The sequence below is a fragment of the Pseudomonas syringae group sp. 243L2 genome, assembly GCF_032587875.1.
GTDB classification, from domain to species: Bacteria; Pseudomonadota; Gammaproteobacteria; order Pseudomonadales; family Pseudomonadaceae; genus Aquipseudomonas; species Aquipseudomonas amygdali.
In genome coordinates this window covers 71,252-94,279 of the sequence record NZ_JAWHPL010000032.1, presented here as the reverse complement: position 1 = coordinate 94,279, position 23,028 = coordinate 71,252, and the positions used below count along the sequence as shown (strand labels likewise).

Here is a 23,028-nt window from a genome sequence, read left to right as displayed (position 1 = left end):
TGCCGACCGGCTACGCAGGGTGCCTGTTGCGGGAGCATCAGAAATCAGACTCTTGGAAGGACATCGCCACGCGCCCTCTGATGAATTACAGGCGGTGAACCAGAATATCCAGCCCCTCGTCAGTGTGTGGAGTCTGGAAGTAGCGCGTGATCAGCCTGAACTCCGCATCTGTAGCCGCAAATTCATGCTCTGCTGTTTCGTTACGAGCATGCAGTCTGGCAAGGCAAATATCATCTTCCACATCGAGATAGTGCAGTCGATGCTTAACCTGAGCGTCTTCAGCCAGGCTGCGAAGCCATTGGCGGTCTGCAAGCGTATTGGCTGGGAAATCCAGAACCACGCACATGCCGGACTTCAGCATGTCGATGACCAGAGGGCCGATGATGTCGCGAATCCGATGGGCCAGACGCACGTAGTCCGCCACTGATTTGATCTCGTCAGGGTAGAGCCGAGAGAGCCATTGATCTTCACTGAGCAGGATCGCTGAATGCTCGGTCGCGATTGATTTTGCCAGTGTCGATTTACCGGATGCGATCTTGCCGCTCAGCAGGTGAAGTTTCGTGGCGAGCATCAAGGCGTGTCCCTTTTCCAGTCGTAAGGTGTGCATTCCTGAGCAGAGGCGAGGCCGTGACCCTGCGGGAGCCTCTCAGCCAAGCACATTCAGCGCATCATTGAAATGGCACTCGCGATCGTCACCGCAACATGCGCGTCATTCTAGTCGCATAACCCTGCGGCAATCATCCTGCGCACGGCGCGGGCAATATCTTGCGTCGCCTGCCCGGTCTGCTCGCCTGGCAACTGATCGAACATATGCGGCACGCCTGGATAGACGTGCATTTCAACAGGCACTCCCGAACGCGACAGGGTCAGTGCGAATGCCAGGTCCTCTTCAAGAAACAGATCGAGTGCGCCAACGCAGATGAAAGTGGGCGGCAGATCGCTCAGGTCGGTGGCCAGTGCGGGCGAGAACAGGGTCTTGCGATCATCGTCCAGTGCGTAGGCACCGCGCAGGCTTTCCCAGCAAAAATGATTGGCCTGGCGCGACCAGCTGAAAGTGCCGGTAGTCGGGTTGGCTGGCGGAGCGTCAGGCGCGCCAGTGCGGTGATCGAGCATGGGGTAGATCAGCACCAGACCGGCGATTGTCCGCAGCCCTTTGTTTCTTGCCAGCAGAGCGAGCGCGGCAGCAAGCCCGCCGCCGGCGCTGTGGCCCATGATCACCAGGTTACCGGTGTTCATGCTCAGCGTCGGCCCGTGGTTGAATATCCACTCCAGCGCTGCGTAACAGTCTTCCAGCGGGATCGGGAATGGATGCTCGGGGGCGAGCCGATAATCGACAGCGACGATGATTGCCTTGAGCTCGACGGCTAGCTCTGCGAGGTAATCATCGGCCATCTCCGGGCTGCCCAGAACAAAGCCGCCACCGTGGATATACAGGATGACGGGGAGTCCAGAGTGAGAGAGCGAAAGGTCCGGACGATAAAGACATAACCTGACGCCGTTGTCCGAATCGGAGGAAGTCCAGTGTTGCTCGCCGCGCTTGGTGGCGGCGGTTGCCCATGAGGCGCTGACGCGAGCCCTGATGTCGGCAAGGGTGTGCAGCGTCCAGTTGCTCGACGGCTCGTCCATGAACCAACGATAGGCCGGGTCCAGTAATTCATCGGCGTTCAATACGTGCTCCCGAGGCGCAGGGAAATAAGCCCCTGCGCCTGTCAGTGCTTAAAGCCACGCCTTGATTTGCGTACAGACGGCGGGCGTGGAAATGCCATAACGATCATGCAGTGTAGGCAGCGCTCCAGCGTCGAGAAAAGCGTCCGGCAGGGCGATCTGCCTGAAGGTCGGTGTAACGCCATTGCGCAGCAACACCGTCGCCACTGCTTCGCCCAGCCCGCCGATAATCGAGTGGTTTTCGGCGGTCACCACCAGACGGCCCGGTTTTCTGGCTTCCGCCAGAATGGTCTGCTCGTCCAGCGGCTTGATGGTCGGCACGTGCAGCACCGCAACATCGATACCGTCGGCCTGGAGTGCCTTGGCCGCCTCCAGGGCACGCATGGTCATCAGGCCGGTGGAGATGATCAGCACGTCGTTGCCGGTGCGCAGGGTCTTGGCTTTGCCGATCTCGAATGTGTAACCGTATTCGTCCAGCACCAAGGGCACGTTACCGCGCAGCAGGCGCATGTACACCGGGCCCTGATGCGCTGCGATCGCAGGGACCGCCTGTTCTATTTCCAGCGCGTCGCAGGGGTCGACGATCATCAGGTTGGGCATGGCGCGAAAGATCGCCAGGTCATCGGTGGCCTGATGGCTGGGGCCGTAGCCGGTGGTCAGGCCCGGCAGGCCGCAGACGATTTTGACGTTGAGGTTGTCCTCGGCAATCGCCATACAGATGAAGTCGTAGGCGCGACGCGAGGCGAACACCGCATAAGTGGTCGCAAACGGTACGAAGCCTTCCCGAGCCATGCCCGCAGCCGCGCTCATCAGCAACTGTTCGGCCATGCCCATTTGGTAGAAACGTTCAGGGTGCGCTTTGGCGAAGATATGCAGGTCGGTGTATTTCGACAGGTCAGCCGACAGCCCGACGATATCCTGACGTTGCTCCGCGAGCGCCGCCAATGCATGACCGAACGGAGCCGGGCGGGTGGCCTGACCCTCGGAGGCGATGGACGCGATCATCGCCGAGGTAGTGAGTTTTTTCTTCGGGGCAACGGACGGAGCCGAGGTGTTATTGGCAGAGCTCATACGGTTTTCCCCTCGTCGAGGTTGTTCAGTGCGACGTCCCATTCGTGCTCATCCACGCGGATGAAGTGGGTCTTTTCACGGGTTTCCAGAAACGCCACGCCCTTGCCCATTTTCGTGTCGCAGATGATGACCCTGGGCTGAGCGCCGACGTGTTGGCGGGCCGCGTCGAAGGCTGCGACCAGTGCGTTCAAGTCGTTGCCGTCGACGCGCTGGGTAAACCAGCCAAACGCCTGCCAGCGATCCACGATGGGTTCGAAAGCTAGCACTTCACTGGAGTGGCCATCGGCCTGCTGGTTATTCACATCGACGATCGCGATCAGGTTGTCCAGTTTCCAGTGCGAGGCGGACATGGCCGCTTCCCAGGTCGAGCCTTCGTTCAGCTCGCCGTCCGACAGCAGGTTGTAAACGAAAGATCTTGAGGCCTTGCGCTTCAGCCCCAGGCAGGCACCTACCGCAATGCCCAGACCATGACCTAGCGAACCGCCGGTTATTTCCATTCCGGGGGTGTAAGTCGCCATCCCGGACATGGGCAAACGGCTGTCATCCGAGCCGTAGGTTTCCAGTTCATCGAGCGGGACGATTTCCGCCTCTATCAATGCCGCGTACAGCGCAATGGCATAGTGGCCGATCGACAGATAAAAGCGGTCGCGCTGCTCCCATTCAGGGTCTTCAGGCCGATAGTTCAGCGCGTGAAAATAGGACACGGCGAGCAGGTCCGCAGCGCCCAGTGCCTGTCCGACATAACCCTGGCCCTGAACCTGGCCCATGCGTAATGCGTGCCGGCGAATGTTATGAGCACGCTGCGCCAGCGAGGTTGAAGGCGCAGATAAAGTAGTGGCTGTCATGGTGATTACTCCGTTGACTCAACGATTGACCGAGGCGGCGGGGATGCGCAGCACCAGATAGGCGCCGATGAACAGCACGCCGGTAATCAGGTACATGCCGATGGCGCTTGAGCCGGTCGTGGTGGTGATCCAGCCGATCAGGTAGGGCGAACAGAAGCCCGCGAGATTGGCGAAACTGTTGATTCCGGCGATCCCGGCGGCCGCCGATACCCCGCCCAGCAGCGTGGTAGGCAGCATCCAGAACATGGAGGACGCCGAAAGAATGCCCGCAGCGGCGAGGCACAGGCTGAGCACCGACAGCAGCAGATTGCCGCCGAACAGCGCTGCCAGGCTTAACCCCAGAGCGCCTGCGATCATCGGGCCGACCAGGTGCCAGCGGCGTTCTCGATGCTTGTCGCCGCTGCGCCCCATCAGCAGCATCACGACGATTGCGCACAGGTAGGGAAGGCTGGTCATCAGGCCGATGTGCAGCGGGTCGGAAACGCCTGCGTTGCGAATCAGCGTCGGCAGCCAGAAGGTGATCGCGTACTGGCCCATCACCACGCAAAAGTAGATGCACGCCAGCAGCCACAGACGCTTGTCGCGAATGAAGGCGCCTACCGACGCGTGTACCACTTTCTGGCTGTTGTCCTCTTGCAGTTCCTTGTTGACCAATTCCTTTTCTTCAGCGGACAGCCATGTCGCCTGGTGCACGCCATCCTTCAGATAGCTCAGTACCAACAAGCCGACGATCACCGTCGGGATCGCTTCAAGGACGAACATCCATTGCCAGCCGGCCCAGCCATGAACGCCTGCGAAGCGGGTCATGATGTAGCCCGACAGCGGACCGCCGATCATGCCGGACAGCGGGATGGCGATGAACCAGAGCACGGTCATGCGCGCGCGGCGATAAGAGGGGAACCAGTACGTCAGGTACAGCAGCAGGCCCGGCGCCAGACCGGCTTCCGCCACGCCGAGCAGAAAGCGCAGGGCATAGAACTGCCAGGCGGTTTCGACAAAGGCGAAGAGGGCGGAAATGATGCCCCAGGAGATCATGATGCGGGCGATCCAGCGTCTTGCCCCGACGCGATGAAGGATCAGGTTGCTGGGCACTTCGCAGAGGAAATAGCCGATGAAGAACATGCCGGCACCGAGGCCGTAGACGGTCTCGCTGAACGACAGGTCGTTCATCATCTGCAGCTTGGCGAAGCCGACATTGACACGGTCCAGGTACGCGCACAGGTAGCACAGCATCAGGAACGGCATCAGTCGCCAGGCGGTCTTGCGGTAGGCATTGGCGCGCGTGGTCGACACCGCGTCGAGGGTCATGGTGGTTATCATGATGGTCTGATCTCTTGTTTTTATAGACCGCCAGGCATTCGCCCGGCGTATCGTCGATCCAGAACAAACACGGGCTGTTTGCCAGCCCGTCCACACGCGGTCAGTGAATCAGCATGCCGCCGTTCACATCCAGCGTGATACCGGTGAGATAGGACGACAGGTCGCTGGCCAGAAACAGCGCGGCATTGGCCACGTCCTGCGCTGCGCCCAGGCGGCCTAGCGGAATGCCGTCGATGATCGCGTGGCGTCGCTCATCCTGCATCAGACCGCCGGTGATATCGGTATGAATCAGACCGGGGGCGATGGAATTGACACGCACCTGATCAGGCCCGAATTCACGTGCCATCGCCTTGCCCAGCCCCAGCACGCCGGCTTTCGCTGCGCTGTAGTGAGGGCCACCGAAAATGCCTCCGCCACGCTGGGCGGAAACCGAAGACATGCAGACGATGCTGCCCGAGGATTGGGCGCGCATGGTCGGGATCACCGCTTGCGACATGAGCAGAGTGCCGCGCAGGCTGACGTCGAGCACCTTGTCGTAATCGCCAGGGCGGATGTCCAGAGTCTTGATGGGCTGTGTGATACCCGCGTTATTCACCAGAATGTCAATGCGACCGTAGTGCGCGATGATTTTGCTGACGGCTTCGTGAACCTGTTTTTCATCGGCGACGTTGGCTGCCAGGCCCAAGTGGCCTTCACCCAACGCGGCAGCGGCATCGCGTGCAGCGGATTCGTCCAGATCGATAATGACCACGCGTGCACCATGGCGGGCGAACGTGACCGCGGTTGCGCGACCGATACCGCGCTCCGACGCCGCGCCGGTGATGACTGCGATTTTGCCTTGAAGAAGCATGAGGGATACCTCTGATTATTGTTGTTGGGTTCGATTCGGGTGATCGATGACTTCAGAGTGTTCCCGGTGCCGGTTCTGAGCAATGCCGCAAAAATCACTGGGTGCTGAAAAAAATTCACCTCTCGTCAATCCGCAATACCAGTGGTTGAATGCATGAAACTCGAATAATCGGACACATCGGAGTGTTCATGCAGCCTGATGACGATGCACCTCTGAGCCTGCCACCGCTGAAAGCGCTTCAGGCCTTCGAACAGACTGCCCGCTTCGGCAATCTGGCCAGAGCAGCCGAGGTCCTGGACCTGACACCCTCGGCAGTTAGTCACCAACTGGCCAGACTGGAGGCTTTGATCGGACGGCAATTGTTCGTCCGGGCCGCGCGCGGTGTCACGCTCACGCCGGTCGGCGAGCAGTATCTGAAAGATGTCTCGGGGGTGTTGCACAGCCTTGCCGTCGCGACCGAACGTGCGGCAAGCGATGTCAGTCTCGATTGCTTGCGCCTGCATTCAGCGCCCAGTTTCGGGCTGCTCTGGCTAATGCCGAGGCTGGAGGCGTTTCGGGTAAGCCACCCGCATATCCAGATCAACCTGTCGTGCTCTTATGAGTCACTGCATTTCAGCCGGGACAAGATCGATGTCGATATCCGTCATGGCAGGCCAAACTGGCCGAGCTACGAAGTGCGCACCCTGCGTGACGAGAAATTCGCTGTGCTGGCGTCTCCGCAACTGCTGGCGCGTCGCCCGGTGCACAGCGCAGCGGATTTGCTCGACCGCGAATTGATTCTCTCCGAAGCCACGTTGCTCAAATGGCCCGAATGGTTTGCCCGGCATGGACTGGCTCGCCCGGAAAAGCCTTATGCGCTGAGTTTCGACCGCTCGTACATGACGCTGGAAGCCGCCAGTCACGGCTTGGGTTTTGCGCTGGAAAGCACCTTGCTGGCGCAAAAGTATCTGGGCACTGGCGAACTGATCGAAGTTGCGCCTCAAGAATTGACTGCACCGGTTGCAGCGCATCATCTGGTCTTTCCCAAGGCCCATTCCGGCTTCCCCAGAGTCAGAAGATTTCTTGAATGGATGGAGAATGAGTTAGGGCAGGGGTTTGTGTTTTGAGCCGCCCCGCTTATGTTTTAGCCTCTTTGCCAAGCGTGAGCATGGCATAGGGCATGGCCTCATTCTCATGCGGTCTGAATAAGCCTCACCATGGAGATGTCATCATTTATGGAAAATAAACTGGTTTCCAGGACCGCAGTCGTTACCGGCGCGGCTCAAGGCATCGGTGCCGCCATTGCAAGACTCTTTGTGCAACAAGATCGCGCCTGCGAAAGACAGTTTTTACCGATTCTGTTGAATAAGTCGTCGACCAATGATCAGCCCGTTTGAGAAAACCAGTTTTTTCAACACAGCCGGCCCAAAGCTGCCCTTCGCGGGGAAAAAAATCATGGCTAAGTGCTACCGGTCGCAAAATACCGCAGCGGTGATGCTTGATAATCGTTTTTCTGAGAGACTGAAATTCGACAATTGTGAAAAGAGAGGCGCGCTTCAGTCTCTCTTTTACTCCTTCAATTTGAACCACGCCGCGGAACAGGATTCTGCGGCCGTTGGGAGATCCGTTTGCTTAATGTCCCCAAGGATCTGATCGGTGATGACCGCCTGTCTCATATGCTGAGTGCCAGCGAGAGACTGACCTGTGCGGCCTCGGTGGAGGAGGTCGTCGCTGTGTTGAGGGACACGGCGCGCGCTGCGGTAGGCGCGGAGGGCATTGCGGTCGTCATTGAAAATGAAGGCCGCTGTTCTTATGTAGCCGAAGATGCGGTCTCTCCCCTTTGGCAAGGACAGAGCTTCCTGATTGACCATTGTGTATCTGGTTGGACGATGCGTCATGGTGAGACGGTTGCGATCCGTGACGTTTGGCTCGATCCACGCATCCCGCAGGACGCTTACGCGCCGACCTTTGTCCGAAGCCTCGTGATGGTGCCCATCGGTAGACCTGTTCCGTTCTCGGCGCTTGGCGCTTACTGGTCCGATGTTCGCGATCATGATCCCGATACGATCAAACTGTTGGAAAGTCTGGCGCGACTGGCAACCATCGCAATCGAGAATGCGCGCCTGACCCAGGCACGCAATCGCGGGGCGGCACTAAGGACCACTCAGAATCGAATCCTGGAGCTGGCTGTAGAAGTAACAACCCTGAACGTTACCCTGGATGCAATCGTCCGCGAAGTGGAAGCGCTGTCAACGTCGGGATTCGTGGGGAGCATCGTGCTCCTGGATGAAGACATGGAGCACGTGGAGCATTGTGCCGGCCCGAGTCTGCCTGACGCTTACACTGACGCTCTCAAAGCCATTGCTGTCGCCCCGTTCCTGTGCTATCAGAGCGCATTAATGGCAGTGGCCGACATCATGATCGACCCACGCTGGAGCGAGTTTCGTGATCTGGCCGTCGGACATGGGCTGCTCGTCTGCTGGTCGGTTCCTATCCGTTCGGCGCAGGGCGCACTGCTCGGTGCGTTCGTCCTGTACCACCGTGAGCTGCGTGAGCCATTGCCAGCGGATATTGAGATCATCAACTTCGTGGCTCATACGGTCGGACTGATTGTTCACCGTGCACGAACGGATTCCGCGATCCGTATCAGCGAGTCGAGATTGCGTCTTGCCGTCGACCACGCCGATGTGGGTTTCTGGGACGTGGATTTGGTTCATGACACGCTGGTTTGGCCTTCACAAACCAAGGCGATGTTCGGCATCTCGGCTAACGTGAAAGTCACGTTGCAAGATTTTTATGATGGTTTGCACCCTGAGGATCGTGATGCGACGATCGACGCCTTCCTGGCGGCCGCAGATCCAGAGCGTCGCGCGCTCTACGAGGTCGACTACCGCACGGTTGGCCGAGAGGACGGCGTCGTTCGCTGGATCGCGGCAAAGGGGCGCGGGGTGTTCAATGCAGCCGGTGTCTGTTTGCGCGTCACCGGCACCGCAATCGAAATCACTGCTCGCAAGGCCGCCGAGGAGGAGTTGAGGGAGCTTAACGACACCCTTGAAAGGCGAATTGTCCAGGCCATCGCCGAGCGCGAGGAGGTCCAGCAGACGCTGCGCCAGAGCCAGAAGATGGAAGCGATGGGGCAGCTTACCGGCGGCGTTGCGCATGACTTCAATAACCTGCTCACGCCCATTGTGGGCACGCTCGATCTGCTTCTGCGACGTGGCGTGGGTGGCGATCGAGAGCAACGTCTCATCTCGGGCGCAATGCAATCGGCGGAGCGTGCCAAGACGCTGGTACAGAGACTGCTGGCCTTCGCGCGCCGTCAGCCGTTGCAGACGGTTCCGGTCGATGTGGCCAAATTGCTGAGCGATATGGGCGATCTGGTGGCCAGAACGGCCGGGCCGAAGATCAAAGTGGTCGTCGACGCTCCAGAGAATCTGCCCGCTGCCATTGCCGATCAAAACCAGCTGGAGATGGCTGTTCTCAACCTTTCCGTGAACGCGCGTGACGCGATGATCGGGGGCGGCACGCTGTGCATATCTGCCGGCACGGTGCTGGTCGGCGATGGGCATCGTTCGAAGCTGCCGAAAGGCGAATACCTCTGTTTAACCGTCGCAGATACGGGCACTGGCATGGACGCTGCCACGCTTGGCCGAGCGGTGGAGCCATTCTTCTCCACAAAGGGTGTCGGCAAAGGGACTGGTCTGGGTCTTTCGATGGTGCATGGGCTGGCATCACAATTGAACGGTGCTCTCACGATTCAGAGTTCGCCAGGTTTCGGGACGAAAGTGGAGCTGTGGTTGCCGCGCAGCATGGCCGTGCCAGCAGCGGCTTTGCACATTGTCGAGGCGTCAGAGCCGCTATTGACGCGCGGGATCGCGCTGCTGGTCGACGATGAGGAACTGGTACGGGCAAGCACCTGTTACATGCTGGCCGAGCTGGGTTACCGCGTGATCGAGGCCGGGTCAGGTGAAGAGGCCATGCAACTGATAGCCAACGGGCAGGCATTTGATCTGCTGATCACTGACCACCTCATGCCGGGTATCAACGGGACCGATCTGGCCCGGGTGGTCCGCTCCTCAAGGCCTGGAACCGCGGTCCTTCTGGTCTCCGGGTATGCCGAACGTGAGGGCCTTGATCCGGATCTTCCGCGGCTCACAAAGCCGTTTCGCAAAAGCGAACTTGCAGCATGCCTTGCCCCGCTTCACGGCAAGGGCGGCGGCCCCGCGTCAGAAGCTTATGGCTTGGCACCCTGACCTTCGCCAGAGTACGGGGTGAAGGCCGTCGTTCCTGTCAGCTCGGCTTTGGCAGTCAATGATGTGCCGCTCATCCCAGGCTACGGCCTCACACCTGCCGACGGGATGATCATCGACGCTATGCCTCTAAACCTCCTTGGGCTGTGAAAATTTGCAGGGTTGGCCGCTAGCGCTTATATCCGCCCCTCAAACGGCCAGCCGATGCGCTTTCCAAGCATCACCGTCCTCGCTTTGCGAGCCTGTCCACAGCAGCTGCTTTTCCGGCGCACTAAACATCGAACGCAGGTTTTTTTCGATGGTGTTGCACAAGTCTTCCATGCGAATCCGGTGCTGACTGCTGCCGAAGGGCGCTTGCAGGTCGGTGCCGATACGGTCCATTGCCAGTAGGAGGCAGCCGACTACTGTGGATATCGCCGGGGTGAACCAGCCCAGGGTGGTTACCATGCTCAGTGGCATGATGACGCAGAACAAGGTGCTGAACAGCCTCGGAAAATAGACGTACGGGTAGGGCAGAGGTGTGTTGGCGATGCGTTCCATGCCGCCCTGGCAGTTGGACAGTTCGACCATGGTCGACTCCAGTCGCGCCAGACGAATGCTGTCGATGCGTCCCGCTGCAAACTCTTCGGAGATGATGGCCGCCGAGCCGTTCAGAATGTCATTGGGAAAGTTATTGCTATCAGAGGCCCGACGAATTTCGGCGTCCGACAACAGTCCGTCGAGTTTTGCGGTGCCGACATCGCCTTTGAGATGGGCCCGCAGTGCCCGCAGGTAGGCCACGTGGCGATGAAACAGCACTTCTTTCACCGGGTTGTTGCGATCATCGGTATTACCTTCAATCAAGGTAATCACCTGGCGGCCATAGCTGCGTGAGCTATTGACCATCGCGCCCCACAACGTACGCGCTTCCCACCAGCGGTTGTAGGCACTTGTGTTGCGAAAGCTGATCAGCACGATCAATGCCGAGCAAAGCAGAGTGAGAGGCATCAGCGGGAAATCGATGCCCTTGCCTTCGATCAGCATGACATCCATGGTCACGGCCAGGTCCCAGAGCAGAAGCCAGAACAGCGACCAGCCAACATAGGTCACTGTTCTGCTGATGCACCGCCATTTTTTTTCGAAAAGACCCGTCATTACGGCACTCCCTTGCTGGGTTGGAAAAAGGCTGTGCATGTTCATTGAACACGCTATGCCGCGAACTTACGCCGCTTGCCTTAAAGCCCGCTTAATTTCCAGGTGCGTAATCTTCAACACGGTTTGCTGTGCTGTTTCGGCTGGAGCCTTTGAGTTCGGCATGCACAGGTCATGCACTGGAACCGTCAACGGATCCGGGACCACACAGCCTTTGTCGATCCTGTTCAATTGGCGGGTAGCCGGACGTTTCGCTGTTTCTGGCGTTGTTTGATCGACACTTCGCTGCATTGCTTTCGCGCAACTACTCGTTCCGGACAAGCCCGCCTCAGCGTTTTGCTGTTCAAACTCCGTAGACCGAGAGGGAATTTCCATGCACATCAACCGATCCGCCCCACAACCGCCTGGTATTGAGATGGAGAGCTTTCGAACCGCGTCTGACGCGTCTCTTGCTTCCAGTTCTGTGCGGTCCGTCAGCTCCGGTGCGCAGGACAATCTGCATGCGATTACTGATTACCTGAAGGATCATGTGTTCGCTGCACACAAATTGCCGTTGACCGACTCATTGGAGGACCACGCTGCCATTCATGCTCATAACGAGCAGATCGATGCGCTGATCGATGCACGCGCCAGGCGTTTGAGCGAGCAGGGCGAAACCCGTGCAAGCATCGGAGAAACATTTGCCAAGGCGGAAAAGTTCGACCGATTGGCGACTACCGCATCAAGCGCGTTACGGGCCACGCCATTTGCCGCGGCTTCGGTGCTTCAGTACATGCAACCGGCGATTAACAAGGGCGATTGGCTACCTGCTCCACTCAAGCCGCTAACCCCGTTTATTTCCGGGGCGCTGTCGGGAGCGATGGACCAGGTGGGCACCAAGATGATGGATCGCGCGACGGGTGATCTGCATTATCTGAGCACCTCGCCGGACAGGCTCCATGATGCGATGGCTACTTCCGTGAAACGCCACTCGCCAGGGCTTGGCAGGCAGGTTGTGGACATGGGGATTGCGGTGCAAACGTACTCGGCGCGCAACGCAGTACGCACGGTATTGGCGCCGGCACTGGCGTCCAGACCGGCAGTCCAGAGTGCTGTCGACATCAGCGTGTCGACGGCGGGTGGTCTGGCTGCCAACGCAGGCTTTGGCAACCGCATGCTCAGTGTGCAGTCGCGCGATCACCTGCGTGGTGGTGCATTCGTGCTCGGCCTGAAGGATAAAGAGCCCAAGGCTGATCTGAATGAAGAAACCGACTGGCTCGATGCTTACAACGCGATCAAGTCGGCCAGCTACTCAGGTGCGGCGCTTAACGCTGGCAAGCGGATGGCCGGCCTGCCACTGGACATCGCGACTGACGGGCTCAAGGCGGTGAGAAGTCTGGTCTCGGCAACCAGTCTGGTACAAAACGGTGTTGCCTTGGCGGGCGGTTTCGCAGGGGTAGGCAAGTTGCAGGAGATGGCGACGAAAAACATTACCCATCCGGCGACCAGTGCTGCGGTCAGTCAGTTGACCAACCTGGCGGGTTCGGCAGGCGTTTTCGCAGGCTGGACCACCGCTGCACTGGCGACTGACCCTGCGGTTAAAAAAGCCGAGTCGTTCATACAGGACACGGTGAAGTCGACTGCGTCCAGTACGACAGGCTATGTCGCCGACCAGAGCGTAAAACTGGCGAAAACCGTCAAAGACAAAGGCGGGGAAGCGCTCGTCAATACCGGTGCCAGCTTGCGCAACACGGTCAATAACCTGCGTCATCGTCCCGCTCGTGAAGCGGATATCGAAGAGGGTGGTATTGCGGCGTCTCCAAGTGAAACACCGTTTCAGCCTGGGCGGTCGTAAGCAAACTGTAAGTTGCAATTAGACGGTAAAAAGGGGTGGGTTCAACGAGTGAGGCCACCCCTTTTTTCCAGCTGTCCGGTTGGGATTCAAAGCTCTGTGTGTTGGGTCGAGGCCTTGGTTTTATCATAGGCATGTTTGACATCGGTCATGGCGATGTTGCTGGTCTCCAGCTGCAGGTCTTCGCTGTCGCTTTTTACCAGTGCGAACTTGCCGTGATTAGCGTCTACACCGTCCAGCTTGATATTCATGTCATCAAACTGCTTTTCACCATTGGTGCGAACCAGCGTTCCGAAATTGTTGGCTTCGAAACCAGCGATGTTCAAATGAGTGTTCGCGTTAAGTTGGACAACCTTATCGTCTGCGTTTTCAGCACTGCTGTTTTTGATTTGCAGATTGGTCACCTTTGCGCCTCCCTCGCCCTTGACGGTGATCATGTCCTCCCCGACGTTTTCGGCGTGCACGTTATCGATGGTGACTTGCTGGGCGTCCTTGGCTTTCACGTGTATGCCATCCACTTCGTTCTCACCCAGGTTAGCGTTTTTCAAGGTGGCGCCTTCTGCCAGTTCGAACAAAGGCTTCTGGTTTTCGCTCTGGTCTCCGTTACCCATCGACTTGTCGGCGGTGAAGGTTGCGCCGTGTGCGTCATAGACTGTGTTGGCAGCGACTTTGATGGTGTCTTTCACCACAATGACCTTGCCTGCCTGGTCGTTGGCGCCCGCTGTATCCGAAACCGGACCCGTGCCTGAGGTATGGTTGGGGTTGGCCAGTTGCGGTGTGATTTGCGGTGTTACGCCATCATCGTTCTCGCTGCTGCCTTCGACAGAAGGCGTGTTGCCACCTGTTGCAGTGGGTGCAGGGCTGTCGCCGCCGTCACCGCCTGTTGCAGTCGGCGTATCGCCACCGCCATCACCTGTTGCAGTGGGTGTATCGCCGCCGCCATCGCCCGTTGCGGCTAGCGTACTGCCGTCACCGCTGTCCCCGCTATCGGTTGAAGGCGTACCGAGCCCGCCATTGTTCTGAAAAGGGTCCTGCCACTCGCTCGAGTCCTGATCTGTGTCCTGTTTTTTATTAAGGTTCATGAGCATCTGCAGCAGTGAAACAATCAATGCACTGAACAGCTTGATGAGGTTGGACTCGGGGTTTGCTGTGTTGTTGGCATCCTGCGGGCTCTGCACGCTGTTGTCAGGTTGCCCGAAACTGACGTTTTTCGGTGCGGCGCTGTTGAACAGCATGGCACCAGCGTCTACGGCCTGTGGGGCGTTCTCATCGTGGAAGGTGTTTGTCTGCGGGCTTTTTTCACTCAGCGCCGAGAAGTCCAGCGCGGCTGACGTGGGTTGGTAGGGTGTGGGGGTGATACCGATGCTCATGATGTTTTACCTCGATGGGGTGGACATATGAACCAGCGTCGTCTTCCGGATTTACCAGCGTCGGTCGCCGCGTCCCTGTCAGTTCTATAGGTCGACGAGGAATTCGCCAGATGTTGCTCGAAGTGAGTGGCAAAGCGAGGTGAGCGGTTCCCGTTTCGCCGCTATTGATGGCGATGTTTTCAATACGCGATCCCTGGTGCGCTTGACGAGCACACGGAACCAAAACGCCTTTACCTTCGACTCAGTGCGGAACACACCGACAGAAAAACGGTGTGGTCTCATATCGCACTCAGAGGCCGTGAAATGACCAATAATGACCCGTACCACACCCTGATAAATGAAATCTGCGCGCTCAGCCTTATTTCCACGCCTGAACGTTTTTACGAGTCTGCCAATTTCAAAATCAGCGAAGTGGACTTCACACTTCAGTATCAGGATCGCGATGAGGGCCGTGCTGTTTTGATTTACGGCGACATGGGAGCGTTGCCGAAACGCAATCGTGACGCTGCATTGCTGGCGTTGATGGACATTAATTTTCATATGTTCTCGGGTGCCCATAGCCCGGTTTTCTCCTGGAATGCTCAGACCAGTCGGGTATTGCTTATGGGGTCCGTGAGCTTGGAGCGAGCCTCTGCCGAAGGCGTGCTGCTGTTGATGAGGTCGTTCGCTGATCTGGCGAACGAGTGGCGCGAGCATGGGTTCATCGGGCAGGTCAAAACAGCAGGTGCCCCGGTTGAGCAGCCTGTTGCCACGGCAGCCAAACGCGAGAGCCTATCGGCCTCAGGGAGGTTTCAATGAACACTCCGCGAATCGGTGGATCGGGCGGCATCGAGCTCGCCCGGATAAACCAGCAGCCCGATGCGATTCCCGCCCAGACCGCTCACCCGAATGCAGTGACGCCAGGCATGAATCCGCCGCTGACTCCCAATCAGGCAGGGCCGCACGCAGCCGAAAGCTCGGCTACCGGTGCCGCGCGGCTGAATGTTGCGGCGCGACACACGCAGCTTTTGCAGGCCTTCAAGGCTGAGCAGGCGACAGCTCCGGTCAGCGGCGCGCCGATGATCAGCTCGCGTGCCGCGTTATTGATTGGCAGCTTGCTACAAGCTGAAAAGCTGCCTTTTGAAGTCATGGCCGAGCGTCTCTCCCCTGAGCGCTATCAACTGAAGCAGTTTCATGGTTCGGACTTGCAACAACTGCTGGACAAGTTTACCCAGCCGGGTCAGGCCCCCGACAAAGCCGAAGTCGGTCAACTGATCAAGGGCTTCGCGCAATCGGTCGCCGATCAACTGGAGCACTTTCAGTTGATGCATGACGCTACGCCCACCAAGACAGGCCCGCATGCCAACGAGGATCGGGCGACTCTTGCCGTCAGTCAGACAGCCCTTGGCGAGTACGCCGGTCGTGCGAGCAAGGCAATCGGCGAAGGGCTCAGCAAAGGCATCGTGTCGCTGGATGATCACATCGCTGCACTGGATGTGAGCCTGCAAAGTGCCGAAGAGGGCGCCAAGGACGCTTTGCACGCTAACAGACAGGCGCTGGTTGATGCGAAAACCACTCTGGTCGGCCTGCACGCCGATTTCGTCAAATCGCCAGAGGCCAAACGCCTTGCTTCGGTCGCCGCACACACACAACTGGACACCGTCGTCAGTGATCTTGTCACTGCCCGCAACTCGGTTGGCGGCTGGAAAGGTGCCGGGCCGATTGTCGCGGCTGCGGTTCCACAGTTCCTGTCGTCAATGACGCACCTGGGTTATGTGCGTTTGTCCACCAGTGACAAGCTGCGAGAGGAGGTGCCTGAGACCAGCAGCGACGCCAGCATGCTCAAGGCGGCGATAACCGGAATGGTCGCGGGCATTGCCCACGAGACAGTCAACAGCGTAGTGAAACCGGTGTTTCAGGCTACTTTGCAGAAGACTGGCCTGAACGAACGGCTGAACATGGTGCCACTCAAGGCTATCGATACCAATTCGGTGATTCCTGACCCCTTCGAACTGAAAAGCGAGCACGGTGAGCTGATCAGAAAAACGCCCGAGGAAATCGCTCAGGACAAGGCGTTCGTCAAGGGCGAACGCGCAGTGCTGAATCAGAAGAAGGTCCAGGGTTCGTCCACCCATCCAGTGGGTGAAATGATGGCTTACAGTGCCTTTGGTGGTTCACAGGCCGTGCGCCAGATGCTCAACGATTTACACCAGATCAATGGTCAGACGCTGAGTGCAAGAGCCTTGGCATCCGGCTTTGGCGGGGCGGTGTCTGCCAGTTCGCAAACGCTTTTGCAGTTGAAGTCGACGTATGTCGATCCCGCAGGGCGCAAAATTCCGGTATTCACGCCAGACCGAGCCGAGACAGAGCTGAAAAAGGATCTGGCCAAAGGTATGGACCTGCGCGAAGCCTCGGTACGTACCACGTTCTATAGCAAGGCAATATCGGGTATTCAGAGCTCGGCGCTGACCTCGGCACTGCCGCCTGTGACAGCCCAGCCGGAAGGCGCGCGCGGTACGCTCAGTGCGGGGAATATCCTGCGCAATATGGCTCTGGCCGCAACGGGCTCGATTTCCTACCTGTCCACGCTGTACGCCAACCAGTCTGTCACCGCCGAAGCCAAGGCGTTGAAGGATGCGGGGATGGGGGGCGCAACGCCGATGCTGGATCGTACCGAAACAGCCTTGAACAACATCCGCCATCCGAACAGGGCATCGCTGCCACATACCTTCCAGCCGAGCACGTTGAGCGGTATTCCAAGGGCTATGGAAAGCGCTTATCACATGGGACGAGGCGCGTTGCAGCTGCCAACCCAGATGGCCGTGGACACGGTTCGAGTGTTGGCAGACGGTGCGCTGAACGGCGTGTCGTCAGCACGCGCTGCGCTTACGCCAGCAAAACCGCCTGAAGCTCGCGGGTCCGCCGACGAGCTCCGGAACACGGCCCCAACGCCGCCATCCAGCCCCACAGTGCAGAGGCCGGCACCCTCCGTTCCGCTTGACGACGAGCAGTTGCGGGCGCTCGAAGAAGGCTTGCTCGCTCCGCGTTGATTCCAACGCCGGGCACAGTCCGTACCTGTCTGCTGTCCGGCTGATTCATACTGCTTTAACGTTAAAGGACTATAACGATGAGAAACCCGACACCCGATTTTGCACGCTTCATCAACGCTCTGGGCGTCCAACTCGGTACATCACTGGCCTTGCAGAATGGCGTATGCGCCCTTTACGACGGCCAGAACAACGAAGCGGCGGTCATCGAATTGCCCGAGCACAGCGAAATGGTCGTCTTTCATTGCCGAGTAGGCCGTTGTCCGGAGCGTTCCACTGATCTACAGCGCCTGTTGAGCCTGAACTTCGACGTCGCCCGTTTGCACGGTTGCTGGTTTGCTGTCGATCAGGGCGATGTACGTCTATGCGCCCAGCGTGAACTGGCATTGCTCGATGAGCCGGCGTTCTGCGACGTGACTCGCGGCTTCATTTCCCAGGCTCGTGAGGCACGCGCATTTCTACAGGCTTGAATAAAAAAGCGCCGCGTAAAAGCGGCGCTTTTTTCCACTGTTTGCGTTTTCAGCTTTTCAGTTCAAACCCTTCTTGCTTCAACTTGCTCGCCGCTTCCTTGAGCGACGCCGATGGCCGCGACAACTCGCCGTCAAAGGTGTAACCAATCGGTTTGTCCTGGTCTGCGCCATAAATGAAGTTGACGCGCCCCAGCGTTTTAGTGACGCTCATATTCGCTCCGCTGTTATAGCTGACCAAGGGGGTGGGTGAGGTGAAGTTTTCAGCCTGAGTCGCGGTGTGGAATACCACCAGGCGCTTGATGCGCATCTGGTTGCGGTCTCCCAGAAGGGCGGAGAGGTCGCTTTGGGTCATGGTGCCGTCCAGGCTACCTTCGTCGATTTTATCGACCAGCGAGTCCTTCGGTTCCAGCCTTACGCGCGCCAGCGTCCCGATGCTGCCCTCCATATCCTTGAGCATGGCGCGGAGCTTCGGATCCTGGCGCATGAACTCGGCAACCCTGGCCGCATTGCCGGGGGCGCTCGCTTCACGCACTGAGCCCATGATTTTGGTGAGTATGCTTTCACTGCTCAGGCCGGAGAGGTTGGTTTTGCTGGTCTCAAAACGTGCGTTATCCATCACGCTGTGCTTATTGACTGATGCCCGATGCTCGACCGCCCCGCGTTTCAGACCACGAAGCGCTTTGTACTGCTTGTCGTTCTGCCATTGAGTGTCGGCAAACAGTTCTTCAAGGCCGTCGAGGTGCGCCTGAATAACCTCATCCGGTTTCTTGCCTGCGTAACGCGCATTCAGCGGGTCGGCCAGTTCGGCCAGTTTTGCTTTGGTCGTGCTGTCCTTGAATGCCTCGCCGAGGCTTTTAGACAGCTTGCCCAAACCTTCGGTGGTTATCGGCTTGGCGACGTTATAGCGAAACTTGACCCGTTTGACAGTCCTGTCCTCTACGCTGAAATTGACCGCTACTCCCAGATTGTTGGCGGCTGTCTGTGACGCGGGCGTCGGTCCCGGGGCGGAGGCCGGTGTGCCTGTGGGGGCCGTGTGGGTGCCGCCGATCTGACCTCGAAGCTGCCCGCCAAGCGTTGCGTTGTTGAGAAAACGCGGGCGGTTCTTGCCGCCTTCGCGCAACTCGGTCTTGTCGTTTTTCTGGGTCAACGAGTAATCGGTGTAGGTCATCAGGTTAACGGTGATGTTCGCCGCAAATCCGCCGCGTACCACCGCAGAGAACGAATCGCTATTGGGATCGGCATCCGGGTCTCTGTTTTCGGTCAGATTTATCCCTGCGCGTAGATCGGCAGTTCCGCCCGCCGTGAGGTCGAAGTTGAATCGCCGAGCCTCGTAGGTCTCATGGTCTACTGCCTTCTTAAGCACCTGCAATGGATTCAGCTTGCCTTCAAACAGGTCGTCGACGAATGCGTCGATGTCTTCATCCGGAACGTTGAAGACCACGCCGGCACGTTGGCTGGCGGCGACGGTGGCTGTCACGTCCACGCCCAGGCGAAAGTTGGGGGTCAACGTGCGGTTGTTACCGACGTCGACACTACGAGCAGGATGGTTTTCGTCAAAAAAGCCCGGCCAGTAGTCTTTGCCGGCACCGAAGCCACCGCTTACGTTTCCCGCACCTTCGCTGATCAGATACAGGGTAACGCCGCCCTCGCAACGCTCGGCATTGAGTATGTAGTTACGGTTGCCGGTGGTGCCTGCCGTTGGCCATAGTCCTGTGGACTTGTCGGCAAGAATGATGAACGGGGTGGTAAGGTTCAGTCCGTAACTGCGTTGCAGCCCGATTTCGTCGTCGCCATGCTCCAGTTGCTTGAGCATGCTTTTGAATTTCCCGGCCAGCTCCGCCTGGTCCTTGCTGCCTGTGGCTGCGCGCATGTTGACGCTCACGGCATGGTCAGCTTTTTTGAACGATTTGAGGAATGTCTTGACCGCTTCATAACCGCTTTCCAGCGCTTTGTTATCGGTAAAGCCCATGTCTGTAACCACCTTGACCGGGTTTTCGCCGTAAGTCACATCACGTAGCGTCGCCAGTTTGTTTTGTAACGGATCTATGTCGGCTTGCGGCGGTAGCTGTTCGACCTCGTCGAGCAGCGCGCCGAGGCTTTTCAGCGTGACCAGATCCAGCGCCAGACGCGCTTTACTCAGGCCATGCTCCTCACTGGCATCGCGGCGCTGCCCCAAGGGTACATCGGCTTTCTGGTGGCTGAGTTTCAGCCCTTGATACTTCAGCGTGCCGAGTAACTTTTTGGTGGGGTTTTCAGCAGACGGAGCAACTTGAGTCAAGGCGTCCTGAAGCTCCTTGACCAGGTCATGTCCAGAGCTTTTGAAGTTGAGCTTTGTGCCCAGCTCAGCGAGTTTCTTGCCGAACTGAGTGCGCACCGACGGCTTGGCCAACTCACCGTGCTGGTTGAGAATGCCATCTTGTTGCCTGAGGTTTTTCACCTTGCCATAGCTTTGGCCGATAGACATCAGCGCCGTATAGCTGTGATTTTCCAGCTCTTCGCGCAGGGTTTCCAGTTCCTTGACCAGCGTAGCGCCTTGAGGCCCCAGTTTTGATTCCAGTGCGGCAATGCGCGCTTTCAAATCCTTGCCCGGGGCTGGTGGCCTGCCGCCGGACTCATTGATCAGCTCCAACTGCTTGAACAGCATGGACTCGGTTTCATAAACCTCATTCAGACCCAGACGACCGTGGTGGCGATGTTGAATACTGTTGCCAACGTTCTTCATCCAGCGGGGCACTTCTGCGGTGTTTTTGTAGACGTTGGCGCGTATGAATTCGCGGGTGCTGGCTTTTTTGGATTTCTCCACACCGCTGCGCCCGAATGCATTGATGTCCATTCTGAGCGTCAGCCCGGTTTTTGGAATTCGCCAGGTCTTGTTCGATCCCGTGATTCGCGAGTGCACGTCATTCAAACCGTTTTCTTCTACCGGGCGCTGCTCGAAAGCTTGCCATTTGCCTGCACTGAGCCGCATCAGACCCTGGCCCTCGGCGTCTTCGATCTGGGCGCTGAGCACGTTGTCGTCATTGGCGAAAAGTGCCTTGACCGGCTGACCCCCAGGTAGGGCAACCGGCGTCCAGCGGGCGCGCATCTGATCCCCCAGCTTTGTCGATTGCCAAGCTTCCTTGGGCAGGCAATAAAGCCCGCCGGTACTGGTGAGCGCATGAAGGTTCTGTTTTTCATCCAGAGCAAGGCTCTTGATATCGCCCTCCAGGCCGGGGATATCGAGAGTGAAGGGTTTGTGATCCTTGCTGTGGGCGGTCAGCTTGTTCTGGTCATCAAGGGCGACGAAGCATTTGTTGCTGACCATTGCAAAGGCTGTGATCACTCGGTCGTCGAGGCCTTCGATTTCCTTGCCCATCTCGACTGTTGTCGAGCGCGCGGTCTGGGCCAGCGCTGTGTTGTGGTCAAAGGCCATGTTGGGGTGTTCAGGAGTCACCTTGAGCGCGTGCAGTTTGCCGCCCTTGAGCACATAGGCGTTGCTGTCGGCACCGCGTTGCAGGCGCTCAATATCTTTTATACCGGCGTCTTTCCAGCATTCGGGCGTCGCGTCCCAGCGCTGAATGCGTCCTTCGCTCAGGCCAACCAGACCCGCACGATCAAGGTTGAGCCGGTCAGCGGCGGTGGGTGCCGGGGGCATGCTCAGCCCGCGATTGTTGCTCAGTACCAGAGCATTGGTCAGGTTCCAGCCGCTTTCCAGTTTTGAATCCTGCTCATTGAGCGCGTGGGAGTGAATCTCGCCCTGGCGGTTTTTGATCAATGCATGCACACGGCCGTCATCCCCGTTGATGAATCCGGTGACGCTGTCGTGGCCACCCAGCGGCAGGCCTGCCAGTTGAAAGTTTGCCTGATCGGGCGTCAGCTTCAATTGCGGGTCATTGCTTTCAAATGCACTACGGTCCGCGCTGTAAAGTCTGCCTTGGGTGTCTGCTATGAACAGCTTGTTGTCGCTCAGGCCGACCGCAGCTGCTTGCGCCTTGCCGCCGTCGAGTTCAAGCGCTTTTGTTTTCTTCTCGGTCAGATCGCCAATCACCGGGCTCATGTCTGTGAGCAGGATCGCCTGAGTCTCCTTGCCGCTGAGCAATGCCGCTCTGTTGTCCGGTGCCACCGAAAATGACTGCAGATCCTTGACTTCGATGTGCGGCATGAAAGGGCTCGTGAGGTCGACTACCACATCGTCGCTTTTCGCATAGACCGAGCCGTTGCCGCCTGTGGCCAGACTATTGAAAGCAATGTCCTCCGTGCCTTCAGGCGCTTTCCAGCGAGCACTGAGCGGGTCGAACTGATAGAGCCGGTCTTCATGCACACGCATACGCTCGCCGTCGTGCCTGAGAAGCACGCCGGTGATGTGAGCGATGTGCGCCTTGCCGGGTAACTCTTGAGTCTTGCGTCCGCTGGCGGTGTCGATGTGAATGTTGCCGTCTTCACGCTCCAGTTTCACCGCTGGCGGTTTCTTTCCTTCTATATGCAGTGCTTCTTTGCTGCTGCGGATCAAGGCTAGCGAACTGTCGTCCTGCGCCAGGTGCAGCAGGTGCCCGTTGGCCTGTAGCAACTGATGGCCGTGAACGCCGTCTTTGCTTTGATGGGCCAGGTAGGTTTGCCTGGGGGTGGCGAGAATGGAATCCAGCAATGGAGCCAGGCCGGGAGTATTGAACGTGGAGAAATCAGGCTTTCCCTTGGCGTCCAGTTGAATGCTGCCTTGTGGCTCTGAGTTGCGAACCAGTTTTTCGTCTTTCAGCTCGAAACGGCCTCCGTTGCTGCGCGTCATCATCGATTGCCGAGAACTCTGGATAGTAGCCGGCTCGTCCGGGTCTTGGGCTTTGGTGCCGGAAGTGCTGGCGCCGCTATGCCCCGCACGCGTCACTGGCTGGCGCGTATCGTCCAGGTCATCAAGACTATTGCTCGATAACTGAGATACAGGCGCTTTATTTTTGGCTGTCTTCGCATTTGAAGTGGGCTGTGAAGGCTTGACGTTTTTTACGGTGGGAGGCGTGGCCGCTTTCTGCTGCGGTGCCTTGGATTTCTGGAACAGTTTGCTGACGTTCTTCAGCGCTCGCTTGCCGACACTGCTCAGTGAGTGCGAGGAGCGTTGTTTGGGTTGTTCGGTTTTTTGCTGTAGATCAGTTGCAGCGTTCGTGTTTGCCGGGACTGTCGGCTGAATGATGCCTCCGGTGTTGCGGTGGATCGATGATGAATGCACGGTGAATCTCCCTGTCCATGTGCCAC

16 protein-coding genes are annotated in these 23,028 nt (G+C 58.3%); 7 read left to right on the top strand and 9 right to left on the bottom strand.

Features of this window, described 5'->3' with window-relative positions; genetic code table 11:
- Positions 1-85 precede the first annotated feature (85 nt).
- From RYB66_RS22145 to RYB66_RS22120, 6 genes are all read right to left on the bottom strand, one after another.
- Entirely contained in the window at positions 86-571 is a 486-nt protein-coding gene (locus tag RYB66_RS22145; protein ID WP_005778224.1) for an AAA family ATPase, read from the bottom strand.
- A gap of 143 nt (positions 572-714) precedes the next feature.
- Positions 715-1,668, bottom strand: a complete 954-nt coding sequence (locus RYB66_RS22140; RefSeq protein WP_010201869.1) for an alpha/beta hydrolase — start codon at positions 1,666-1,668, stop codon at positions 715-717.
- A 48-nt stretch (positions 1,669-1,716) separates the two neighbouring features.
- On the bottom strand, positions 1,717-2,736 hold the full coding sequence (locus RYB66_RS22135; RefSeq protein ID WP_005743282.1) for a transketolase family protein: 1,020 nt from the start codon (positions 2,734-2,736) through the stop codon (positions 1,717-1,719).
- Positions 2,733-3,581, bottom strand: coding sequence for a transketolase (locus RYB66_RS22130; protein WP_005743283.1), 849 nt, complete (start codon positions 3,579-3,581; stop codon positions 2,733-2,735). The genes RYB66_RS22135 and RYB66_RS22130 overlap by 4 nt, the downstream gene beginning before the upstream one ends.
- 18 nt (positions 3,582-3,599) lie before the next feature.
- Entirely contained in the window at positions 3,600-4,901 is a 1,302-nt protein-coding gene (locus RYB66_RS22125) for an MFS transporter (RefSeq protein ID WP_054076863.1), read from the bottom strand.
- A 100-nt stretch (positions 4,902-5,001) separates the two neighbouring features.
- Complete coding sequence (locus RYB66_RS22120) at positions 5,002-5,751, bottom strand: SDR family NAD(P)-dependent oxidoreductase (protein ID WP_004656170.1); 750 nt, start codon at positions 5,749-5,751, stop codon at positions 5,002-5,004.
- Between the two features lie 188 nt (positions 5,752-5,939).
- On the opposite strand from RYB66_RS22120, the gene RYB66_RS22115 reads away from it, so the two are divergent.
- The 3 genes from RYB66_RS22115 (at position 5,940) to RYB66_RS22105 (ending at position 9,983) form a co-directional block, all read left to right on the top strand.
- Positions 5,940-6,857 carry a LysR substrate-binding domain-containing protein gene (locus RYB66_RS22115; protein ID WP_316895440.1) on the top strand — a complete coding sequence of 306 codons (918 nt, stop codon included), beginning with the start codon at positions 5,940-5,942 and terminating at the stop codon, positions 6,855-6,857.
- Between the two features lie 108 nt (positions 6,858-6,965).
- A complete protein-coding gene (locus tag RYB66_RS22110) occupies positions 6,966-7,127 on the top strand; it encodes a hypothetical protein (RefSeq protein ID WP_316886467.1) in 162 nt (53 codons plus the stop codon).
- Between the two features lie 336 nt (positions 7,128-7,463).
- On the top strand, positions 7,464-9,983 hold the full coding sequence (locus RYB66_RS22105; protein WP_410478376.1) for an ATP-binding protein: 2,520 nt from the start codon (positions 7,464-7,466) through the stop codon (positions 9,981-9,983).
- 186 nt (positions 9,984-10,169) lie between these two features.
- On the opposite strand, the gene RYB66_RS22100 is transcribed toward RYB66_RS22105, so the two are convergent.
- On the bottom strand, positions 10,170-11,114 hold the full coding sequence (locus RYB66_RS22100) for a bestrophin family protein (protein WP_316886468.1): 945 nt from the start codon (positions 11,112-11,114) through the stop codon (positions 10,170-10,172).
- A 460-nt stretch (positions 11,115-11,574) separates the two neighbouring features.
- On the opposite strand from RYB66_RS22100, the gene RYB66_RS22095 reads away from it, so the two are divergent.
- Positions 11,575-12,945, top strand: a complete 1,371-nt coding sequence (locus RYB66_RS22095; protein WP_316886469.1) for a type III effector — start codon at positions 11,575-11,577, stop codon at positions 12,943-12,945.
- Between the two features lie 86 nt (positions 12,946-13,031).
- On the opposite strand, the gene RYB66_RS22090 is transcribed toward RYB66_RS22095, so the two are convergent.
- On the bottom strand, positions 13,032-14,312 hold the full coding sequence (locus RYB66_RS22090) for a pectate lyase (RefSeq protein WP_117140305.1): 1,281 nt from the start codon (positions 14,310-14,312) through the stop codon (positions 13,032-13,034).
- Positions 14,313-14,615: 303 nt separating this feature from the next.
- On the opposite strand from RYB66_RS22090, the gene RYB66_RS22085 reads away from it, so the two are divergent.
- From RYB66_RS22085 to RYB66_RS22075, 3 genes are all read left to right on the top strand, one after another.
- Positions 14,616-15,110: a CesT family type III secretion system chaperone gene (locus tag RYB66_RS22085; protein ID WP_316895438.1), complete on the top strand. Its 495-nt coding sequence runs from the start codon at positions 14,616-14,618 to the stop codon at positions 15,108-15,110.
- The gene (locus RYB66_RS22080) at positions 15,107-17,341 is read left to right on the top strand and encodes a restriction endonuclease (RefSeq protein WP_316886470.1); all 2,235 of its coding nucleotides are present in this window, start codon (positions 15,107-15,109) and stop codon (positions 17,339-17,341) included. Before RYB66_RS22085 ends, RYB66_RS22080 begins: the two co-directional genes overlap by 4 nt.
- A gap of 77 nt (positions 17,342-17,418) precedes the next feature.
- Positions 17,419-17,808 (top strand): type III secretion system chaperone, encoded by a 390-nt coding sequence (locus RYB66_RS22075; protein WP_016980449.1) that lies wholly within the window; start codon positions 17,419-17,421, stop codon positions 17,806-17,808.
- 49 nt (positions 17,809-17,857) lie between these two features.
- Here RYB66_RS22075 and RYB66_RS22070 read toward each other — a convergent pair whose 3' ends face one another.
- Positions 17,858-23,002, bottom strand: coding sequence for an AvrE-family type 3 secretion system effector (locus RYB66_RS22070; protein ID WP_046832680.1), 5,145 nt, complete (start codon positions 23,000-23,002; stop codon positions 17,858-17,860).
- Positions 23,003-23,028 lie beyond the last annotated feature (26 nt).